Genomic DNA, 20410 nt, shown 5'->3' with positions numbered 1-20410 from the left:
ATCCTCACTCGGTTGCGGCCGAGGTCGGCCGGGAATCCACGGGCTCGGCGGAGGTGCGACGCCCGCCGGCGCCGAGACCGAGCGTCGCGAGCAGCCCGATCCCGAGGAAGCCGGCTGCGGCGTAGGCCACGTACGAGGTCGCGGCGCTCAGCGACGCGCGGGCGGCGTCGGCTGCGGCGGCACTCTGCGACTCGATGCCCGGAATGGCGGCGCCGGCCGAGTCGACGACGGCGGCGACGACCTGTTCGGCGCCCGGCGCCCCGTCGAGGCGCGACTGCAGGTCGAGCTCGAGCGAGGTGAACAGGAGCGTCCCGAGGATCGCGACGCCGAGGGCAGAGCCGAGTTGCCTCGAGGTGCTCTGGGTTCCCGCTGCCTCGCCCGAGCGTGCGACGGGCACGTCCTGGAGCACGACGTTCGTCAGCTGCGCGGTCGCCAGCCCGACGCCGAATCCGTAGACGAAGAGACCACCGCAGATGGCCCACCACGGGGTGTCCACCGAGATGACCAGGCCGATGAGCACGAGCCCGAGGATCTCGGCGATGATGCCCGCGCGCACCGAGATGAGCGCGGAGAACCGAGCGATCAGGGCGCTGGCGAGGCCGCTCGCGAGGAACGATCCGCCGGCGAGGGCGACGAGCACCCATCCCGTCTGCAGCGCGGTGTAGCCGAGCGCGTTCTGCAGCCAGAGCGGCAGGGCGAGGATGATGCCGAACTCGCCGAGGGAGACGATGCCGGCCGCGACGTTGCCGTTGCGGAACGAGCGGATGCCGAAGAGGTCGGGAGTCAGGAGGACGGGCTTGCCGGCTCGGTGGCGGATCCTCGACCGGGCGATGAAGATCGCCACGAACAGGATTCCGACGGCGAAGGCGACGGGGATGGGCGAGAGCTCCCACGGCCACGTCCAGTCGCCGATGGTCGGCGGCTGATCGACGTTCCACCAGCCGTAGGTACGTCCTTCGATCAGCCCGAAGACGATCGATCCGGATGCCACGACCGAGATGAGCGCGCCCACCCAGTCGATGGGGCGGTCGTGCTCGGCGCGCGACTCCGGCACGAAGAGCAGGACCCCGATGATGATGACGACGCCCAGCGGGATGTTGATCCCGAACGCCCATCGCCATGAGAACTCGGTGGTGAGCCAGCCCCCGAGGAGCGGGCCCACGGCCGCCATGCCGCCGATCGTCGAGCCCCAGACGGCGAAGGCGATGCCTCGTTCGCGGCCCTGGAAGTTCGCATTGATGAGCGAGAGCGTGGTCGGCAGGATGGCGGCGCCGCCGAGACCCTGCACGAGTCGCGCGAGGATCAGCGCGCTGCCGGAGTCGGCGAGGGCTGCGGCGATCGATGACGCCGCGAACACGGCGATGCCGAGCACCAGGACGAGACGGCGACCGTAACGGTCGGCGAGCGCGCCGAACAGCAGGAGGAACGCGGCGAAGACGAGGGTGTAGCTCTCCTGGACCCATTGCACCTCGGTGGAGGAGATCCCGATGTCGTCGACGATCGCGGGGATCGCGACGTTCACGATGGTGCTGTCGACGATGATCAGTGCCACGGCGACGCTGATCACGACGAGCCCGATCCATCGTTCGCGCTTCATATGTTTCACCTTTCGAAGTAAATTCGCTGCCAGCGAAGCATACGTGCGAGCGACTTGCAAGGATGGTGCCCATGTCCCTCCCGCAACGCGGATACGACGAGCTCTCGATCCTGCACCAGCGGCTCGCGACCCAGAACCGACGCATCGCCGGCGCCTTCGCACGCTCGGAGCAGCTGTCCGAGCGAGAACTCGAGGCGCTCGTCGCCGTGATGCTCGCCGAGCAGGAGGGTACCCCGCTGACGGCAGGGGGGCTCGGGCGTGCGGTCCGCGTGAGCCCGGCGGCGACGACGTCGCTCATCGACCGACTCGAATCCGCCGGTCACCTCGAACGCCGGCGCGGAACCGCCGACCGCCGGTCCGTCACGCTCCACTACAGCCCGCGTGCCCGAGCGGTCGCGACCCACTTCTTCGCTCCGCTCGGCGAGCTCGCCCGCGCCGTGGAGGCCGAGTTCGACGACACCGAGCGAACGGTGATCCTGCGCTACCTCCGACGCATGACCGCCGAGATGGAAGCGCACGCAGACCGACTCGAGGAATGAGTCGTCGCGCGCGGGACGACGTCACTCCACCGGGGCGAACCCGCGCGCGACCTCGACGAGCAGCCGCGTGCCGTAGCCCGTCGCGCCCTTGGACCGCCAGGAGTCGTCGCTGTCGGCGTTCATCGTGCCGGCGATGTCGAGGTGCGCCCAGGGGACGTCGCCGACGAACTCGGCCAGGAAGAGGGCCGCCGTCGTCGCGCCCGCGTTCACGCCGCCCAGGTTCGCGATGTCGGCGACATCCGAGTCCATCAGCTTGCGGTACTTGCGCACGAGCGGGAACTGCCACGTCGCCTCGTCGGTCGCGTCGCCCGCGTCGACCAGCCGGTCGACGAGCGGCTGGCTCGTGCCGAGCACGACCGAGTGCGTCTCGCCGAGCGCGCGGAGCGCGCTGCCCGTGAGCGTGGCGATGTCGACGATCGCGTCGACGCCCGCCTCGGTCGCGAGCACGAGGCCGTCCATCATGACGAGGCGCCCCTCGGCGTCGGTGTTCTTCACCTCGACCGTCGTGCCGCCGCGTGCCGTGAGCACGTCGCCGAGCTTGTATGCCGAACCCGACGGCATGTTGTCGGTGCACATCAGCCAGCCCGTCACCCGGGCGGTCGCGCCGAGGTCGCGGAGTGCGGTGAACGCGCCGAGCACGGCGGCCGCGCCCCCCATGTCCATCTTCATCAGCAGGTGCATGGGATCGCTCGGCTTCAGGCTGATGCCGCCCGAGTCGTACATGATGCCCTTGCCGACGAGGCCGAGGTGCCCCGTGGCCGTGCCCTCGGGCATGAAGTCCAGGACGACCATTCGCGGCTCCTCGGCACTCGCCGCGTTGACGCCGAGGATGCCGCCGCAGCCGAGCTCGATGAGCTGCTCCTTGTCGAAGACCTCGACGTCGAACCCGAAGCGACCGCCGAGCAGTTCGGCCGCCTCGGCCATGTCGATCGCGGTGAGATGGCTCGGCGGCGTGTTCGCCAGGTCGCGCGCGATCGCCGTGGCCCGAGCGGTGACGACCCCCTCGGCGATCCCGGCTGAGGCGACCGCCCGGTCCACGCCGTCGAGGCGGAACTCGACGCGTTCGAGCGCCGGCTCGCGGGCCTCGGCCTTGAGCGCGTCGTAGCGGTAGCGGCCGAGCAGCACGCCCTCGGTGAGCGCACGCGCGGCATCCGCGGCATCCGTCGAGCCGATCGAGGGCACGCGCAGGCCGACCGTGGTCGCCTTCTTCACGGCGCGCACGAACGCGGCCGCTGCATCGCGGAGCGTGGCGTCCGTCGCTTCGGGCTCGGGACCGCCGCCGACGACGATGATCAGGCTGCGCCCCGGCTGGGGCAGCATGAGCGCCTGGCCGGGCTTGGCCTCGAATCCGGCCCGGGCGAGCGCGTCGCGGTCGAGCCCGATGCCCTCCGGCAGCGGTCCCTCGTCGAAGACCAGCACGCCGATCGCGTCGAGATCGGCGCCGCCGGTGCCGCCGCCGAACTCGTCGACGACCGAGACCCGCACCGCGTCGTACGCCTCGAGCGACGGGACGGGCGAGAAGGCCTCGGAGATGAGATTGACCGGGTTCCGAGTCATGATGTTCCCTCCAGCGGTTCGGGACCGACGTTATCGGTGCCGGGCCCGGCCCGGAAGGGACCGCGACGATAGACTCGGGGCGTACCCACGACCGCGACGTCCGGGCGGCCGTCGCCGCCCCCGGCGGTCGACGACGGCGACAGGCGGTGCGGTGGAGATCTTCGAGGGCTGGCCCCTTCCGGCGGCGATCGGCGCCCTGTTCGTCATCGTGCTCCTGCGTGCCGGCGGCACGTACGCACTCGGTCGAGGCTCGCGTGCCGGCGTCAAGCGGCTGCTCGAACGGCGGGGGCGGATGGCTCCGCAGCTCGCCCGCGCGGAGGCCGTGATCGACCGGTTCGGCGCCCCGGTCGTGGCGGTGTCCTTCCTCACGGTCGGATTCCAGACCGCGGTCAACCTCGCGGCCGGCGTGCTGCGCATGCCCCTCGTGAAGTACATCCCCGCGCTCCTCGTCGGGGGCGCCATGTGGGCGACCCTCTACGGCGTGCTCGGGCTCGCGACGGTGAACGCGATCATCCAGGCGGCGCAGCGCGACCCGGTGGCGGCGATCCTCAGCGTGCTCGCGGTCGCCGTCCTCCTCGTGCTGATCGAGTTCGCGACGCGCAAGGCCCGCGCGATCTCCGCACGGCACGCCGACGCGGTCGACCCGATCCTGCCCGACGAGGCCGGTCAGACCGAGTAGCCGCCGTCGTACGACGCGGCGTTGTCGTGGCGCGCGAGCGCGTTCACGAAGCGGATGAACACCGAGATCCAGCCGAAGATCGTCGCGAAGGCGAGCAGCTCGAACGCGGTCAGGTTGTAGTACCCGACCGGCTCGAACAGGATCGCACCTCCGAGCAGCAGCACGGCTCCGCCGCCGCAGAACCAGAAGAACCGGCCCGGCATGCCGGCGAGGGTGAGCGGCGCCGTGAGGAGCAGCGTCAGGAACGACAGCGACATGCCGATCGCGCACGTGTTGTGCAGCGCGAGGTTCACGTCGAAGGGGAACACCCCGACCCCCGCGAGCAGGACGCCCATGATGACGAACGCGACGGAGATGAATCGCGGCGCCCACTCGTGCCGCAGCACGCCCTGCCGGACGAGGGTCCCGAGGTCGCGATCCACGTACAGCGCGAAGGTCGTGACGAAGGCGCCGGCGACGATGAGCGCGATGTTGAACAGGCCGCTCGAGAAGTCGTTCGCCGTGCCGAGCTTGCTGAAGTGGTACTCCCACCACTGCGGGTCCTGCGCGGTCGCCATGCTCGCGAGCGTGGCGGAGGCCATGAAGAAGACCAGGAGCGATGCGAGCCGGTTCGTCGTGATCGACGACACCGACAGGTAGATCCAGTACCCGGCGAGGCCGGCGGATGCCGCGACCGCGCCGGTTCCTGTGAGGGCGTCGACCACGAGCCCCTCGAAGCTGCGCTGCAGCATCGTGTACGTCACGACGGTGAGGATCGCCCCGATGATGCCGTGCACCGTCGAGACCGTCGCGACGTCGACCGAGAACTTCCACGGTCGCAGCCCATGGCGCCACTCCTGCCCGGGGAGGCCGCGCGAGCGCCAGTACCCGATCGCACCGAGCAGGATCCCGCTCGCGAGCACGCCGATCGCGGCGATCGCGCCGACCGACCAGCCGCCCCAGAGCGGCCAGACGTCGCCCGCGAAGTACACCGCGGCAACCAGCCCCGTCACGGCCGCGGCGATGAGTCCGCCGACGACCGCTTCGGTCTCGACGGCGACGCGACGCCCGACGGGCGCCTCGACGGCGACGGCGGCGCCGGGCGTCGGATCCGTGTCGGGCGCAGCGGGCGATGACGCGGTCATGTCGTCATGCTAGGGACGCCGGGCGCGCAGAGGGAAGTGTCGCCGCCGTCGCCGCGGTCAGCGGACCGTCAGCCGGCCGAGCACTGGTTGTAGTTCTGGCTTCCGCCGTCACGCCGCTTCGTCACGAAGCCCGTCGTGTCGCCGTCGATGACGACGCCCGAGATCGCTGAGACGGTCGCCGTGACGGTGCCCTGCTGGTTGTTGCTGAGGCTGAAGTTGATGGCGAACTGGCCCGTGAAGGTCGCGCCGCCACCCGTGATCGTGTAGGTGTTGCCGACTTGGCTCGTCGGAACGAAGTTCGGCGTGGCCGTGAACCCGCCCTGCCCGGAGTGCGACAGCGTGATCTCGACGGTCGAACCCAGCGGCAGGTCCGGGAGGGACACGCTGATGGTGCCGGTCGATCCCGAGCCGGCGCAGCTGCCGACGACGGCTGCCGTCGACGTGCCCGCGCTCGCGGCGTACGCCGGCACGGGCGCGGCGACGAGGATCGCGGGGACGCTCCACGCGGCCGCCTTCGCGACCGTCCGCCGGCTGATTCCGGGCCCGGCGCCCGTCGTCTCGATGTCCAGGTCTCCCACGTTCGTCCCCCGTTCGATGCTGAGCATGAGCGGTCAGCCTAGCCCACGGACGTGACGGGAAGGAAGCGGTTGCTCAATCGGTCGCGATGCGCCCCTGCTGGGAGTGCGCCGCCGGGCCGGAGGACTTCGCACCGGGGGTGCCGATCGAGGCGTCGCCCGCGGCGAGCGACGTCGAGGAGGACCCGATCGTGAGGCCGTGGATCGACCCGCGGATGGCGAAGCTCGCCGTGCCCGTCGCGTCGAGCACGCCCTGGACCAGCACGCTGCCGTCGTCGAAGATCGTGAACGATGCGCCCGGCGAACCGGTGACCGTGAGCGGGCGCCATCCGGCGTCGCCCGGGGCGCCGACGGTGAACGAGAGTTCGGTGCCGGGCTCGGCCGGCCCGGCGATCGGCGTGCTCGCACCGTCGTCGGGGGTCGGAGCCGGCGGACTGCCGGGTTCGGGTCGAGGGGCGCCGTCGGGGTCCGCCCCGGGTTCGGTCGTTCCCGGTGACTCCCCACCCGCGGGCGGTGCCGACGCATCAGGTGCGGCGGTCGTGGGGGGAGCGGTGGCGTCGTCGCCGTCGGGCGTCGGACCCGGCTCGGCGGGCAGTTCGGTCGAGACGATCTCCGGGGGAACGGCTCCCGGTGCGGGGCCCGAGAGGTCGGCCGAGCCGGCGTCGGCGGTGACGGATGACTCGAGCTGGCCCAGCCCCGGAACGCCGCTAGTGACCGCTGCGACGATCACCGCCGCCGTGGCGGCGGCGGCGAGCGTCGCCGACGTCGCGATGAGTGCTGCCCGGGGGATCCGACCCATCCTCCGGGCGAGGTTCACGGCAGCGGCTCCGACACCGCTCGCCGCGGCGTTCGTCGTGCCGGTCGCCCGCGCCGCCGCCGACGCCTTGGCCGCGACACCCCCCACGCCGACCGATGCGCCGAGGACGACCGCCGCGAAGGCCGTGCGGTCGCTCGGGATCGACGGGATCGGGCCCAGCACCTCGGCAGACGAGCCGACGCGCGTCGCCTCGAGGAACGCGATGCCTGACCGGCCGCCGAGGACGAGCAGCGGGACGAGCCCGACGAGGCGGTGCGCGAGGATCGCGGCGGGGAGCGCCGCGGCGCGGCATCCGTCGCAGGCATCGACGTGGGCACGCAGTCGACCGGGGACCCGGCGCCCACCGGTACCCGGAGCGCCGAGCTCTGCGAGCACGCCGTCGCAGTCGCTGCCCGCCGGTACGGTGGCCGCGACCTGGCGGATCCAGGAGTTGCGGATGCCCTCGTGGGCCGTCGCGAGGAGCCCTTCGGTCTCGGTCGGGGTGAGGCCGAGTCCGGCCGCGAGGTCGACCATGGCGAGGCCGTCGATCTCGGCGAGCCAGACGGCCTCCTGTGCGGCGGCACCGAGCGAGGTGAAGGCGACCGCGATCGCCTCGCCGTCGTCGAGGCCCGCTGGGAGGTCGGCCCGATACCAGTCGACGGGGGCGAGGAGTGCGGGAGCGTGGCCGGTGCCCGACCCGCCGCGACCGTCGGCGGCAGCCGCAGCGTCGCGCACGGCGGCGAGCACGTGGGGGCGCATGGCGCCGACCGGCGCATCGGCGGAGAGGATCGCGGCGGAGAACCGTGCGGCGGCGGCCTCGACGACGAATTCGACGTCGGCGGAACCCGGTGTCGCGGCGGCGGCGGCGGAGGCGGCGGCCTCATGGCGGTGCCAGAGCCGGGCGCCGGCGAACCCGTCGCCGGCGCGCGCCGAGGCGACGAGCTGGTCGTCGGTCGGGGTGGCGACGATGGGGACCGCGAGCGGCGAGGTGGCCGGATGGCCGCCGGCGGCATCGGGCACGGCCACTCCTCTCGTCGCGCCGTTCGCGCGGGTCGGCGCGTGGCGTCCGACGGGCGTCTCGTGGCGCGCGCCGGGGGAACTGGGGCTCGCCTCCGGCGTGACGTGGTGCCGAGATCGGAGTCCGCGGGGGTGGGCGCCGATCGGGGGTGCGCACCGCGCCGATGTGGCCATCAGCGGTTGGGCCGAGTCTACGACCCGGTGCCGGGGCGGATGCAATACCCCCGTTCGGCCAGTCAGCTCCCGAGTTCGGGCGAACCCGCGGCCGTCCGCAGCAGCGCGCCCTCGTGACGCACGGTCGCCGCCGCGATGGTCATCGCCTCCCCGAGCGCCTCGCGCCAGGCCTCCGAGCCGGTCGGCATCCCGTCCGCGGCGATGTGGTGCACGATCGCGGCGAGCGTCGCGTCGCCGGCGCCCATGGTGTCGACGACCCGGCCGGGGAGGTCGACGATGTCGGCGTGGACCTCGAGCTCGCCGTGGTGCACGTCGGCGCCGTGCCGTCCGGCGGTGGCGAGCACCGCCGGGCCGCCGCGGGCGTCGTCGCCGCCGTCCCCGTCGCTCGCGCGGAGTCGCGCGACGAACGCGTCGAGCGGCTCGCTCGCGAGGAGCTCCGCGTCCTCGTCGCCGGCCTTCACGAGCAGCGAACGGGCGGCGACCCGCTCGAACGCGGCGAGGAACGCGTCGCGGTCGCGGAGCATCCCCGCGCGAGGGTTGCCGTCGACGACGAGCCGCCGCTCCGGGTCGGCGACGGCGTCCAGCAGTGCGTCGACCTGCTCTCCGTCGTCGAACGGGTAGCAGCTGACGACGACGAGGTCGGCGTCGCCGAGCGCCTCGCGCGTGGCCGCATCGAAGGACAGTCGCCGGTTGCGGGCGGCGTCGTTGAACACGTATCGCGGCTCGCCGCCCTCGCTCCGGTCGGAGACGGCCCGCGAGGTGCCGAGCGGAGACGGGCTCTCGACGAGCTGCACGCCGTAGTCGGCGAGGAAGGCGCGGATGCGCGCGGCCGGCTCGTCGTCGCCGAGCATCGCCACGAGCGTGACGCGCTCCCCGAGCAGCGCGAGGCCGACCGCGACGTTGAGGGCCGCGCCGCCGACGAACTCGCGGGACCCCGTGGGATCGCGCAACTCGTCGATCAGGGCGTCGCCCACGACCGTGATCCGTGCGGCGTCCGGCTGCGTCATCCGCTCGACCTCCCCGTCCGACGGCCGGGACGCGCAGTCACCGGCGATGCGTCCCCAGCGTGCCACGCGGCGGCGTCCGCGTCCACGCTTCCCGCCGGGCGCGCTGGGGTCGCCGCAACACTGTACGGTGTGTCGAGTCCCCTACGGAAGGCCACATGAGACCCGGACCCCGACGCAGCCTCACGCACGCAGAGATCCTCGACGCCGCCTTCGGGCTGCTCGAGTCCAAGGGGTTCGAGGCGGTCTCCGTCCGCGGCGTCGCGGGCGTGCTCGGGCTCACGCCGACGGCGATGTACACCTACTACCCGAACAAGGGCGCGCTGCTCGCGGGCATGGTCGAGCAGGTCCTCGGCCGACTCGACACGGGCGAGGCGGATGCCGCGACGTCGCCGACCACGGACGAGACGCCTCGCGCCGCCGCGGGAGCCGACCCCGCCTACGCCCGGACGCGGGTGCTCGCGCTCGCCGAGGGGATGCGATCGATCCTCGTCCAGCGGCCCGGTGCGGTCGGGCTGCTGCTCGCAACGCCGCTCGACGGACCCAACGCGCGCCGATTCGACGAGCGCCTGCTCGCTGCCTTCTCCGAGGCCGGCCTCGACGAGGTCGCAGCGGGGCGCGCGACGCACGCCGTGCGCGTGCACGTGCTCGGCGCGGTCGCGTTCGACGCCGCCGAGGCGGAGCGCGCGTCCGCGGAGGGCGTCGAGGCCCCCGAGGCGTCCGCGGGCGTGGCATCCGCCACGCTCTGGGACGACGCCGAGCGGTTCCCCCTGGGCGATCGGACCCGTGAGCTCGACGACGATCCGGCCGGCAGGTTCGCGTGGGGCGTCGAGCGACTCCTCGACGGGCTACTCGGCACGGTCTCGTCCGCGCGCGGCTGAGTCGTCCGGCCGCGATCGCCTGCGACCCGGCGCCGACCACCACGGTCCGGACGCGACGAGGCGCCGACCCCCGAGGGGGCCGGCGCCTCGCCGGTTCGGGTCGCTCGGGATCAGCCCGCCGCGGGCGGGGTCACCTCGATCAGCGCCGCGGTGTTGCCCGTCAGCGCCTTCTTCACCGAGATGACGGTGCCGTAGCCCACGCCGTCGTCGGCCGGGTCGCCCGAGCCGAAGGTGCCGAGCGCGGGGTGCACGAACCCGTAGTACTCGGTCGCCGGCGTGCCGTCGAGGTGGTAGAGCGGCGTCGAGTACTTCGCGTTGCCGACCGACGGGACGACCACCGAGGCGTCACGGTCGCGGTAGTACAGCGAACCGGTCGGGCCGACCGCGAAGCCGGGCACCCAGCCCTGGTCGTCGGTGAAGGTGCTCACCGCGGGCAGGGCGGGGATGTCGGTGCAGTACTCGGTCTCCGGGTCGGCGAGCGTGAAGCACTCGGTGAACGGGTGCGTCTTCGTGAGACCGAACGCCGCGTTCGACGACTGCGCACGCGAGGGCATCACGTTGAGCGTCGTCGGGTCGGCGTCGGCCGCCGCCCCGGTGCGCTGCAGCGGGTCGAAGTGGCTGTCCACGATGAGCAGGCCGCCCTTCGCGCCGTAACTCGGCAGCGCAGCCTCGTTCGAGACGATCTGGTTCGAGTTGCCGTACGTCGTGTCGCGGTACCAGACGAGGGCACCGGGCGCGTTATAGGCGACCTTCTCGACCTTCCAGGCGCCATCGCTGTAGACGCTGTTGTAGCCGTACTTCAGGCCTTCGTCGAAGCCGTCGAAGTTCCGCCACTCGACCAGGTAGTACTGCGCCTTGACCGAGGTGCCGGTGTCGATGCGCCAGCCGGGGCCGGTGGTGTCGACGAAGCTGCCCTGCTCGGCGGTCCAGCCGTTCTCGCCCGACTCGACGTCGTCGCTCCACACGGTGGTGCCACCGCTCGTCAGCGCGAAGTCGTCGACGAACCAGCCGCGGTCCTGGTAGGCCGCGTCGGTCGCGAGGCGCAGGCGGACCTGGATGGTCTGCCCGGCGTACGCCGACAGGTCGACGTGCTGCTCGACCCAGCCGTGCGAGTCGCCCGTGAGGCCGTACTTCTTCGCGCCGTTCGGGGCACCGAAGTCGTTCATGCGGCCGTTCGGGTCGGCGTAGCCGTCGGGCGTGGAGGCCTCGGAGCCGTCGGCCGCGTAGACCTTGAGCTCGCTCCACGACGAACCGCCGTCGGTCGAGACCTCGACGAAGCCGTAGTCCCAGTCCTCCTCGATGACGTAGTTGTTCCACATCGAGAGGGTGGCGTCGGCGGGCACGTCCGCGATGGTGCGCGAGATGCGGATGTCGGCCCAGTCCTGGTCGGCGCCGGTGTACCACATGTTCTCGCCGCTGTGCGGCTCGGCGAGGGTGATCACCTTGTCGGGGAGGTTGACCTTGATGCCGTCCTGGGTGCCCTTCTTGGGGCGCGAGGTCTGGCCGACCTTGACGGTCTGCGTGTCGTCACCGGGGTTCACGACCTTCGGGTCGGCCCAGCCGAGCACCCACTTGTCCCAGAGGCCCATGTGGGTCGGCATCGACTGGAAGATCGGGCCGGAGTGCGAACCCGACGACATGAGGTCCCAGAAGTCGACGTCGGAGCTTCCGGCGCCGGAGACGTCGTAGAGGTCGGGCAGGCCCAGGTCGTGGCCGTACTCGTGCGCGAACACGCCGACGCCCGAGTCCTCGGGCTGCACGATGTAGTTCGACAGCTTGAGGTCGGTGCCGGGGATGTCGGCGCCGCCGGCGACCGCCGACGAGTGCGCCCAGATGGCGTAGGTCGACTCGGCGCCGCCGCCGCCGGACTTGTCCTCACCGGCGTGGACGAGCACGACGTGGTCGATCACGCCGTCGGGCTCGTAGTAGTTCCCGTCGCCGTCGCGGTCGGACTGGTCCTCGATGTCGTAGTCGGCCCAGGGGAAGTCGGGCTGCGCCTCGGCGAGGGCGGCCACGGCGTCGATCGGCAGGCGGTTCGCGCCGGCCGGGTTGTCGGGGTGGCCCTGCATGCCCTGGTAGGCGCCGGCCTCCCACTCGCCCTCGTCGTTCTTGAAGCAGCGCGTGGCGCCGTACCAGCCCTCGGAGTGCGGCAGGGTGACCCACTGGGTCGCCTCGCCGGTCACGGTGTACGCGCCTCGCGACATCTCCTCGTACATCGACTTCATGGTGTAGCCCGAGATGTCGATCCCCGGCTGTCCGTCGGGGCCGGTGAGGTCGGGGCGGACGCGCTCGGTGATGCCCTCGTCGGTGTAGAGCATCGTGTCGAAGTGCTCGGGGGAGAAGTCCTCGACCCACATCGAGTTGTTGTCCTCGAGTTCGTACTCGGCCGGGTTCGGGATGTTGTTGTGCAGCGGGCCGTTCACCGCGGCGTCGCCGGGCTTGCAGGTCGAGGCGCCCCAGTACTCGGGCACCCACGTGTCGCTGAAGTCGTCGTTCGCCTGGTCGTTGAACTCGACGAGGATCGTCAGGAGCTTCGCCTCCTGCGTCGACTTCGCCTTCTTCAGCGCCTTCGGGCTCTTTCCGGTCTTGATCGACTTCGCCTCGAGCTTGGCCAGCTGGCGAGCCGCGGCCGGGTTGCCCTGCGCGTACTTCTTGTCGAGCCCGGCCGACAGCTCGGCGACCGCTCCGCTGACGGTGCCGGTCTTCGCCCCGGCGCCGTCGACGGTCGCGTCGAGCGCTTCGTCGGTCTCGAACGCGGCCTCGGCGCGCGGTGCGGCGTAGTTCATGTAGTACTCATCGGCACCGATGACCGGTGCAGGTGCGGCGGTCGCCGTGCTCGTTCCCACGGTCGCCAAGCCGGCGGCCGCGAGTGCGAGCACGGGGAGCGTCGCAACCACGCGACGACGCGCGCGGTTGGTCTTCCCTGACATGCTTCTCCCTCCGAGTGCCCGCGACGGTGATCGCGGGACACGACGTCGTCCGCCGGTGGGCGGACGTACCCGGCATCCTGCCCCCCGAGCGGGGGCGGAGGGAAGGCTCCGGAAGGAGTGGAACCCGAATCGTTGCTATCGAGGTTTCCTCGCGTTGAAGGGGTCGCGGCGACGGATGCTTCGGCGGATCCGGATGAGGTCGAAGCATCCGTCACGCCGAGGCCGCGCATGGGAATGCGGCCCACGGCCGCGCTCCAGCACCTGCCGCGCGGATTCCCATGCACGTCGGAGCAGCGGCGAGCGGATGCGGGCCGCTCGCCGCGGTCGAGGCCGGCTCCCCGGTGCCGAGTCGGTCAGCCGATGAGCAGGGCGCGCAGCTGATCGGCCGAGTGCACGACGGCGATGGCGTCGCCCGCCTCGGCCGGGGAGCCGTAGCCCCATTCGACGAGGATCGTCGGGACGTCGTGCGCGGCCGCGCCGAGGGTGTCGTATCCGCGGTCGCCGACCATCACGGCCTCCGACGTGTCGATGCCGAGCTCGTGCAGCCGGCGCAGCGCCTCCGCGACCACGTCGGCCTTGGTGCTGCGGGCCTCGTCGTCGCTCGCGCCGGCGATGACCGTGAAGTAGCGGTCGAGGCCGGTGTGCGCGAGCACCAGGCGGGCCATCGACTCGGGCTTGCTGGTGGCGAGCGCGATCGGCAGGCCGGCGGCCTGGAGGCCCTGCAGCACGCCCTCCACGCCGGGGAAGACGGGGGAGTGCAGGAGGTGGTCGTCGTAGTGGTCGCGGTAGACGTTCAGGGCCTCCCACGCGTCGACGTCGCTGAAGCCGGCGGTCATGCGGAGGCTGTCGAGCAGGGGCGGCCCGACGTAGGAGCGCAGCGTCTCGCGGTCGGGCACGGGCACGCCCATCTCGGTGAACATGTGCGCGAGGGAGTCCATGATCTCGCTCGCTGAGTCGATGATCGTGCCGTCGAGGTCGAACAGCACGGCAGACCACTCGCGCGGGGGCGCGACGGTCGCGGCGGGGAGGAGGGAAGTCACCGCGTCATACTAGGCGCACGAAATCCGAGGAACACTCGGGAATGCTGTGTGCGGGCTGAATGAGCGGAGGCCGGGACGCCCGGGCCTCGCTAGAACAACCGCGCGTGGCCGCCCTCCACGCCCCGCATCGCGTCGTAGTCGAGCACGATGCATCGGATGCCGCGGTCCTCCGCGAGCGTGCGCGCCTGCGGCTTGATCTCCTGCGCCGCGAACACGCCCGCCACCGGCGCGAGCAGCGGATCGCGGTTCATGAGCTCGAGGTAGCGCGTGAGCTGCTCGACCCCGTCGATGTCGCCGCGACGCTTCAGCTCGACCGCGACCGAGCGGCCCGAGGCATCCGTCGCCAGGATGTCGACCGGGCCGATCGCCGTCATGTACTCGCGACGTACCAGGCGGTAGCCCTCGCCGAGGAGCTCGATCTGCTCGGCGAGCAGCCGCTGCAGGTGCGACTCGACGCCGTCCTTCACGAGGCCCGGGTCGACGCCGAGATCGTGCGCGGAGTCGTGCAGCACCTCGTGGATCGACACGACGAGCTGGTCGGCCGTCTTCGCGTGCGTGACCTTCCAGACTTCGGTGACGCCCGCCGCGCGCTGGTCGTCGTCGGGTTCGGTCGCGGCGAGCGTGCACGGCGGGCTCATCCAGTTGAGCGGCTTGTAGCTGCCGCCGTCGGAGTGCACGAGCAGGCTCCCGTCGCCCTTCACCATGAGCAGGCGGGTCGCGAGCGGCAGGTGCGCCGAGAGCCGGCCGGCGTAGTCGACGGAGCAGCGGGCGATGACGAGACGCACCCGACGAGTCTACGTCGGAGGCGAGCGTGGGCCGCCGCGGGCGCGGCCCACGGCGGACGGGGGCGTCATGGCGCGCGTCCGTCGGGCTGCGCTACCGGCCGCGGGGCTGACCGCCTGCTCGCGGCCCGGCCCGTCGGCGTCAGCCGATCCGGCGGCTCCGCTCGCGGGCGGCGGGTGCGGCGATGCCGGCCATCACCATGAGGCCGAGCAGCACGAGCATGCCGTTCAGGATCCCGAAGTGCTCGCCGAGGAAGCCGATGAGCGGCGGGCCGACCAGGAACGCGCAGTAGCCGATCATCGCGACCGCGGAGACGCGGGCCGCGGCATCCGCTCGATCGGGGACGTCGGCCGCGGCCGACATGCCGACGGGGAAGGCGAGCGAGCAGCCGATGCCCCAGAGCAGGGTGCCCACGACGAGCATCCACGGTTCGGTGCCGAAGATGAAGAGCGAGAGGCCGACGACGCCGATGCCGGCCATGACCTGCAGCATGAGCACGCGACCGAAGCGGTCGATGAACGGGCCGCCGACGACGCGCGCCGCGGTGATGGCGATGGTGAACACCGTGAACACGGCGGCGCCCGTCGTCGCGTCGAAGCCGTGCCCGTCGACGACCGCGAGGGCGATCCAGTCGTTGGCGCTGCCCTCGGCGAACGACATGCCGAGCATGACCACGCCGATGAGGAGGAGCCGCACGTCGGTCCACACCGAGAGGCTGCGGCGGATGCGGACGCCGAGGGGCTCACGGGGTGCGTCGCCGTGGGTGTCGTCGCCGAGCTCCTCGCGCAGCGGGACGAACCGGACCGCGACGACGACGCCGACGGCGATGACGCCGGCGATGACGCCGAGGTGGATCGCGGTGGGGAGGGCGAGGGCGGATGCCGCGGCCGCGAGCCCGGCCCCCGCGACCGTGCCGAAGCTGAAGAACGCGTGCATGAGCGGCATGACGGTCTTGCCGAGTTCGCGTTCGGCCTCGGCGCCCTCGACGTTCATCATCACGTCGACCGCGCCGTTGCCGAAGCCGAAGAGCGCGAGGCCGAGCACGATGAGGGCGACGCTCGGCACGGCCGAGCCGCCGATGCCGACCGAGACGAGGCCGGCCGCGGCGGTCGCCAGGACCCCGATCATCCCGAGGCGCGCGCCGAAGCGCGCCATGTGCCACGGGGCGGCGACGAGGCCGACGATCGACGCGATCGAGCCCATGAGGATGACGAGCCCGACGCCCTGGGTGCTGAGCCCGACCGCGTCGCGGATGGCCGGGATGCGCGCGACCCAGCTGGCCAGCCCGAAGCCGGAGAGGAAGAAGATCGCGAAGATCGCGTTCCGCCAGGCGACGAGCTCGCGCCGGGGTCGGGCGGATGCCTCGGCGCGCTGCTCGGCGTCGCCGGTTCCGGGTGCGTGCTGGTCGTGCTCGCTCATGGTGTCCGCGTGGTCTCGGTGCTGCGACATTACTGCCTCGTCGTCGGGGTGGGCCTGTCGCCCGGAATCGGAATCCGGGCTCGAATCGATTCGAGTCGAATCGATTCGAGGATACCGTCGCGGGTCGGCGCGCGCAATGCCGGGGACGGTCGGGGAACGGGTCGACCCCGCCCCGGCCCCGACCCCGGCGCCGGCCCCGCGTCATCCGCCCGCCCCGGTCGTTACGATGATCGGGTCACCTCGACGCGCGCCGTGACCCTCGGCGGGCGAGCCCGGCACCCGCACACCCCGCAGGCGCCCGTACGAAGTCAGGACACATCGCCGATGAAGGCCCTCTTCAAGTCCGCGCCCGGCGCGGGCCTCGAACTCGTCGACCGCCCCGAGCCCGAGACGGGTCCGGCCGACGTCAAGATCCGGGTGCTCCGCACGGGCATCTGCGGCACCGACCTCCACATCGAGCAGTGGGACGACTGGGCCGCCTCCGAGATCCGAACGCCGCTGATCCCCGGCCACGAGTTCTACGGCGAAGTCGTCGAGGTCGGCGAGCTCGTCCACGACATCGCCGTCGGCGACCGCGTCTCCGGCGAGGGGCACATCGTGTGCGGCATGTGCCGCAACTGCCGGGCCGGCCGACGCCAGATGTGCATCCGCACCAAGGGCGTCGGCCTGCACCGCGACGGCGCGTTCGCCGAGTTCATCGTGCTGCCCGGCGAGAACGTCTGGGTGCACCACGACGACGTCGACCCCGAGGTCGGGGCGATCTTCGACCCGTTCGGCAACGCGGTGCACACCGCGCTCGCGTTCTCGCTCGTCGGCGAGGACGTGCTCGTCACCGGCTGCGGACCGATCGGACTCATGTCGATCGCCGTGGCCCGCCACGTCGGCGCCCGCTTCATCGTCGCCTCCGACGTCTCGCCCGCACGCCTCGAGCTCGCGATGAAGATGGGCGCGGATGCCACGGTCGACGTGTCGCGCGAACGGATCCGCGACGTGCAGGGCCGCCTGGGCATGCGCGAGGGATTCGACGTCGGCTTCGAGATGTCGGGATCGGCGAAGGCCCTGCCCGAGATGATCGACAACATGAACCACGGTGGCCGGATCGCCCTGCTCGGACTTCCGAGCGAGCCGTTCGCGGTCGACTGGGGCAAGGTCGTCACCCACATGCTGACGCTCAAGGGCATCTACGGCCGCGAGATGTTCGAGACCTGGAACTCGATGAGCGCCATGCTGCAGACCAGCGCCGAGCTGCGCGGGCGCGTGGCATCCATCATCAGCGACCGGTACCCCGCGACCGAGTGGCGCGCCGCGTTCGACGCGGCCGCCTCGGGCGGCGTGGGCAAGGTCATCCTCGACTGGACGGAGGTCTGAACGTGTACGGATCGGTGAAGGAGCAGCTGCGCGCCGAGCTCGACGAGATCGAGGCCGCGGGCCTGACCAAGCGGGAGCGCGGCATCCACGGCCCGCAGTCCTCCGAGATCGAGGTCGGCGGGCGCACGGTGCTGAACTTCTGCGCGAACAACTACCTCGGCCTCGCCGACGACCCGCGCATCGTCGCCGCCGCGCACCGCGGCCTCGACGAATGGGGCTACGGCCTCGCGAGCGTGCGGTTCATCTGCGGCACCCAAGAGCTCCACCTCGAGCTCGAGCGCGCGGTCTCCGACTTCCTCGGCTACGACGACACGATCCTGTTCTCGTCGTGCTTCGACGCCAACGGCGGCGTCTTCGAGGTGCTCTTCGGACCAGACGACGCGATCATCTCCGACGAGCTCAACCACGCGTCGATCATCGACGGCATCCGGCTGTCGAAGGCGCAGCGGTTCCGCTACCGGAACCGCGACCTGGCCGACCTCGAGGCGCAACTCGTCGCGGCGTCGAGCGCCCGTCGCCGCGTGATCGTCACCGACGGCGTCTTCTCGATGGACGGCTACATCGCGCCGCTCCGGGAGATCTGCGACCTGGCCGAGCGGTACGACGCGCTCGTCTTCGTCGACGACTCGCACGCGGTCGGCTTCGTGGGCGAGCACGGCCGTGGCACGCCCGAGTACTGCGGCGTCGAGGGCCGCGTCGACATCACGACCGGCACCTTCGGCAAGGCGCTCGGCGGGGCATCCGGCGGGTACGTCGCGGCCCGGCAGGAGATCGTCGACCTGCTGCGCCAGCGTGCCCGGCCGTACCTCTTCTCCAACACGCTGGCGCCGGCGATCGTCGCGGGCACGATCGAGGCGCTCCGGCTCGTCAGCGAGTCGGGCGAGCTCCGGCACCGCCTCACCGAGAACGCCGCGCTCTTCCGATCGCTCATGGAGGAGGCCGGGTTCGAGCTGCTCCCCGGCGAGCACCCGATCGTCCCGGTCATGTTCGGCGACGCCGCCCTCACGTCGCGCATCGCCGATGCGCTGCAGGAGCGGGGCGTCTACGTCACCGCGTTCTCGTACCCGGTCGTGCCGAAGGGGAAGGCGCGCATCCGCGTGCAGCTGTCGGCGGCGCACTCGGAGGACGAGATCCGCCGCTGCGTCGTCGCGTTCGCCGAGGCGCGCGACGCGGTGCTCGTGAGCGCGCCCGCGTGACCCGCCGGGGCGGCTCGCGCAAGGGGGCTGCGGACCGGGGGCGTGCAGCGTACCGTCGGCAGTCGATGAGGACAGGAGGCACGACATGCTCGAAGACCTGGTCGTGACCTCGACGGTCGAGATCGACGCGCCCGCCGAGCGGGTGTGGGCGGTCGTCACCGACCCCGAGGCGGCACGCGAGTACATGTTCGGCACGGAGCTCGACGCCGACTGGACGGTCGGCGGCGCGCTGCGCTGGAGCGGGGACTGGCAGGGGCGGCCCTACGAGGACCACGGCACCGTGCTCGAGATCGACCCGCCGCGCCGGCTCGTGCACACGCACTTCAGTCCGCGACGCACGAGCGGGCTCGAGCCCGACGATCACCACACGCTCACCTGGACGCTCGAGGGCCCGGACGACGGCCCGATCGTGCTCTCGCTCTCGCAGGACAACAACGCGACGCCCGAGTCCGCGGCGCACGCGAAGGGCATGTGGGACTCGCTCGTGGCGAAGGTGAAGGAGATCGCCGAGCGGGCGTGAGCCCGTCGCCCGGAAGGCGTATCCGCCGGAGTGGATGGCGCCAGGCCCTCTCGAATCGATTCGACCGTACAATCGAAGGGTGAGCCCCGAACCCGCAGCCACGACCGGCGCCATCCCGCGCGTGACGCTCGCCGACGTCGCTGCGCTCGCGGGCGTCTCCGCATCGACCGCGTCGCTCGCCTTCAGCGGCTCCGGCCCGGTGTCGGATGCCACCAAGGAGCGCGTCCTCGCCGCGGCATCCGAACTCGGCTACGCCGGCCCCGACCCGCGAGCACGGTCGCTCCGACGCGGCCGCTCGGGCATCGTCGGCGTCGTCCTCGAGGAGCGCGTGCGCGCCGCCTTCCTCGACCCCGTGAAGATCCAGACGCTCGACGGCCTGGCCGAGGGCATCGCCCCGCTCGGCGCCGGACTCCTGCTCTTCACCGACTCGGGCGACCCCGACGCGCCCGTCAGCCTCGACACGGCCCCCGTCGACGCCGTCGTGCTCATCGGGTGCAGCCCGAAGTTCTTCCGCCAGGTCGAGGCGCTCCAGCGCCGCGGCATCCCGCTCGTGGCCATCGAGGGGGCGCCGGGCGGCGACATCCCCGAGATCACGATCGACAACCGCGCGGCGACGCGCCTCGGCGCCGAGCACGTGAAGGCCCTCGGGCACACGGATGTCGCGACCGTGACGCTGCCGTTCGAGCCCACCCGCCGACGGGGCGAGCTCACGGCCGAGATGGAGTCCGGCGCGACCGTCGACACGGCCGTCGAGCGGTTGCGCGGAGCGTGCGACGTCTTCCCCGGCATCCGGGTGAGCGTCGCCGGCGCGAGCTCGATCGAGGAGGGCCTCGAGGCGGCGCGGCCGCTGCTGGCGGATGCCGCGACCCGGCCGACCGCGATCATCGCGCAGTCCGACCTGCTCGCTGCCGGCGTCATCCAGGCCGCCGAGGAGCTCGGCCTCGACGTGCCGCGCGACCTCAGCGTGATCGGGTTCGACGGCATCCGCGTCGACGGTCTCCAGCACGACCTGACGACGCTCGTGCAGCCGTCGGTCGCGAAGGGACGCGCTGCGGGCGAGGCCGTCGTGCGCATGCTCTCGGGCGAGGCGGCATCCGGCACCGACTTCACGAGCACGCTGCACGTCGGCGACACGACGGCGCCGCCGCGCGGCTGACCCCGCCCGCGCTCCCGTCCGGCGCGCGCCGGGCCGGGCCCGCCCCGCCCCGCCG

Annotated in this window: 17 protein-coding genes; 7 read left to right on the top strand and 10 right to left on the bottom strand. The window is 72.2% G+C overall.

Annotated features, from left to right (window positions below):
* Nucleotides 1-4 precede the first annotated feature (4 nt).
* Entirely contained in the window at nt 5-1597 is a 1593-nt protein-coding gene (locus ACSJD1_RS00085) for a DHA2 family efflux MFS transporter permease subunit (RefSeq protein ID WP_438853292.1), read from the bottom strand.
* 71 nt (nt 1598-1668) lie between these two features.
* On the opposite strand from ACSJD1_RS00085, the gene ACSJD1_RS00080 reads away from it, so the two are divergent.
* Entirely contained in the window at nt 1669-2136 is a 468-nt protein-coding gene (locus ACSJD1_RS00080; RefSeq protein WP_438853291.1) for a MarR family winged helix-turn-helix transcriptional regulator, read from the top strand.
* Between the two features lie 21 nt (nt 2137-2157).
* On the opposite strand, the gene ACSJD1_RS00075 is transcribed toward ACSJD1_RS00080, so the two are convergent.
* Nucleotides 2158-3693, bottom strand: a complete 1536-nt coding sequence (locus ACSJD1_RS00075) for a leucyl aminopeptidase (RefSeq protein WP_438853290.1) — start codon at nt 3691-3693, stop codon at nt 2158-2160.
* Between the two features lie 151 nt (nt 3694-3844).
* On the opposite strand from ACSJD1_RS00075, the gene ACSJD1_RS00070 reads away from it, so the two are divergent.
* Nucleotides 3845-4372 (top strand): DedA family protein, encoded by a 528-nt coding sequence (locus tag ACSJD1_RS00070; RefSeq protein ID WP_438853289.1) that lies wholly within the window; start codon nt 3845-3847, stop codon nt 4370-4372.
* Here ACSJD1_RS00070 and ACSJD1_RS00065 read toward each other — a convergent pair.
* The 4 genes from ACSJD1_RS00065 to ACSJD1_RS00050 all read right to left on the bottom strand — a co-directional run bounded on the left by ACSJD1_RS00065 (nt 4360) and on the right by ACSJD1_RS00050 (nt 9065).
* Nucleotides 4360-5496, bottom strand: a complete 1137-nt coding sequence (locus ACSJD1_RS00065) for a DUF998 domain-containing protein (RefSeq protein WP_438853288.1) — start codon at nt 5494-5496, stop codon at nt 4360-4362. The two genes, ACSJD1_RS00070 and ACSJD1_RS00065, sit on opposite strands and share 13 nt — an antisense overlap.
* Before the next feature lie 68 nt (nt 5497-5564).
* Nucleotides 5565-6101, bottom strand: a complete 537-nt coding sequence (locus tag ACSJD1_RS00060) for a hypothetical protein (protein ID WP_438853287.1) — start codon at nt 6099-6101, stop codon at nt 5565-5567.
* A gap of 46 nt (nt 6102-6147) precedes the next feature.
* Entirely contained in the window at nt 6148-7887 is a 1740-nt protein-coding gene (locus tag ACSJD1_RS00055; RefSeq protein WP_438853286.1) for a hypothetical protein, read from the bottom strand.
* A gap of 233 nt (nt 7888-8120) precedes the next feature.
* On the bottom strand, nt 8121-9065 hold the full coding sequence (locus ACSJD1_RS00050; protein WP_438853285.1) for a carbohydrate kinase family protein: 945 nt from the start codon (nt 9063-9065) through the stop codon (nt 8121-8123).
* Nucleotides 9066-9220: 155 nt separating this feature from the next.
* Between ACSJD1_RS00050 and ACSJD1_RS00045 the strand changes: the two genes are divergently transcribed.
* Nucleotides 9221-9943 carry a TetR/AcrR family transcriptional regulator gene (locus ACSJD1_RS00045; protein ID WP_438853284.1) on the top strand — a complete coding sequence of 241 codons (723 nt, stop codon included), beginning with the start codon at nt 9221-9223 and terminating at the stop codon, nt 9941-9943.
* A 110-nt stretch (nt 9944-10053) separates the two neighbouring features.
* On the opposite strand, the gene ACSJD1_RS00040 is transcribed toward ACSJD1_RS00045, so the two are convergent.
* From ACSJD1_RS00040 to ACSJD1_RS00025, 4 genes are all read right to left on the bottom strand, one after another.
* Nucleotides 10054-12873, bottom strand: coding sequence for an immune inhibitor A domain-containing protein (locus ACSJD1_RS00040; protein WP_438853283.1), 2820 nt, complete (start codon nt 12871-12873; stop codon nt 10054-10056).
* Between the two features lie 353 nt (nt 12874-13226).
* Nucleotides 13227-13913: an HAD hydrolase-like protein gene (locus ACSJD1_RS00035; protein WP_438853282.1), complete on the bottom strand. Its 687-nt coding sequence runs from the start codon at nt 13911-13913 to the stop codon at nt 13227-13229.
* An 89-nt stretch (nt 13914-14002) separates the two neighbouring features.
* On the bottom strand, nt 14003-14698 hold the full coding sequence (nucS, locus tag ACSJD1_RS00030) for an endonuclease NucS (RefSeq protein WP_438853281.1): 696 nt from the start codon (nt 14696-14698) through the stop codon (nt 14003-14005).
* Between the two features lie 139 nt (nt 14699-14837).
* Nucleotides 14838-16145, bottom strand: a complete 1308-nt coding sequence (locus ACSJD1_RS00025) for an MFS transporter (RefSeq protein ID WP_438853280.1) — start codon at nt 16143-16145, stop codon at nt 14838-14840.
* A 294-nt stretch (nt 16146-16439) separates the two neighbouring features.
* On the opposite strand from ACSJD1_RS00025, the gene tdh reads away from it, so the two are divergent.
* The 4 genes from tdh to ACSJD1_RS00005 all read left to right on the top strand — a co-directional run bounded on the left by tdh (nt 16440) and on the right by ACSJD1_RS00005 (nt 20355).
* Nucleotides 16440-17483 carry an L-threonine 3-dehydrogenase gene (gene tdh, locus ACSJD1_RS00020; RefSeq protein WP_438853279.1) on the top strand — a complete coding sequence of 348 codons (1044 nt, stop codon included), beginning with the start codon at nt 16440-16442 and terminating at the stop codon, nt 17481-17483.
* 2 nt (nt 17484-17485) lie between these two features.
* A complete protein-coding gene (locus ACSJD1_RS00015; protein WP_438853278.1) occupies nt 17486-18679 on the top strand; it encodes a glycine C-acetyltransferase in 1194 nt (397 codons plus the stop codon).
* Between the two features lie 85 nt (nt 18680-18764).
* The gene (locus ACSJD1_RS00010; RefSeq protein ID WP_438853277.1) at nt 18765-19199 is read left to right on the top strand and encodes an SRPBCC domain-containing protein; all 435 of its coding nucleotides are present in this window, start codon (nt 18765-18767) and stop codon (nt 19197-19199) included.
* 79 nt (nt 19200-19278) lie between these two features.
* Complete coding sequence (locus ACSJD1_RS00005) at nt 19279-20355, top strand: LacI family DNA-binding transcriptional regulator (protein ID WP_438853276.1); 1077 nt, start codon at nt 19279-19281, stop codon at nt 20353-20355.
* Nucleotides 20356-20410 lie beyond the last annotated feature (55 nt).

The organism is Agromyces excoecariae (assembly GCF_051715505.1).
In the GTDB taxonomy this organism is placed as follows: domain Bacteria; phylum Actinomycetota; class Actinomycetes; order Actinomycetales; family Microbacteriaceae; genus Agromyces.
This window is presented reverse-complemented; position numbering and strand designations above follow the sequence as displayed.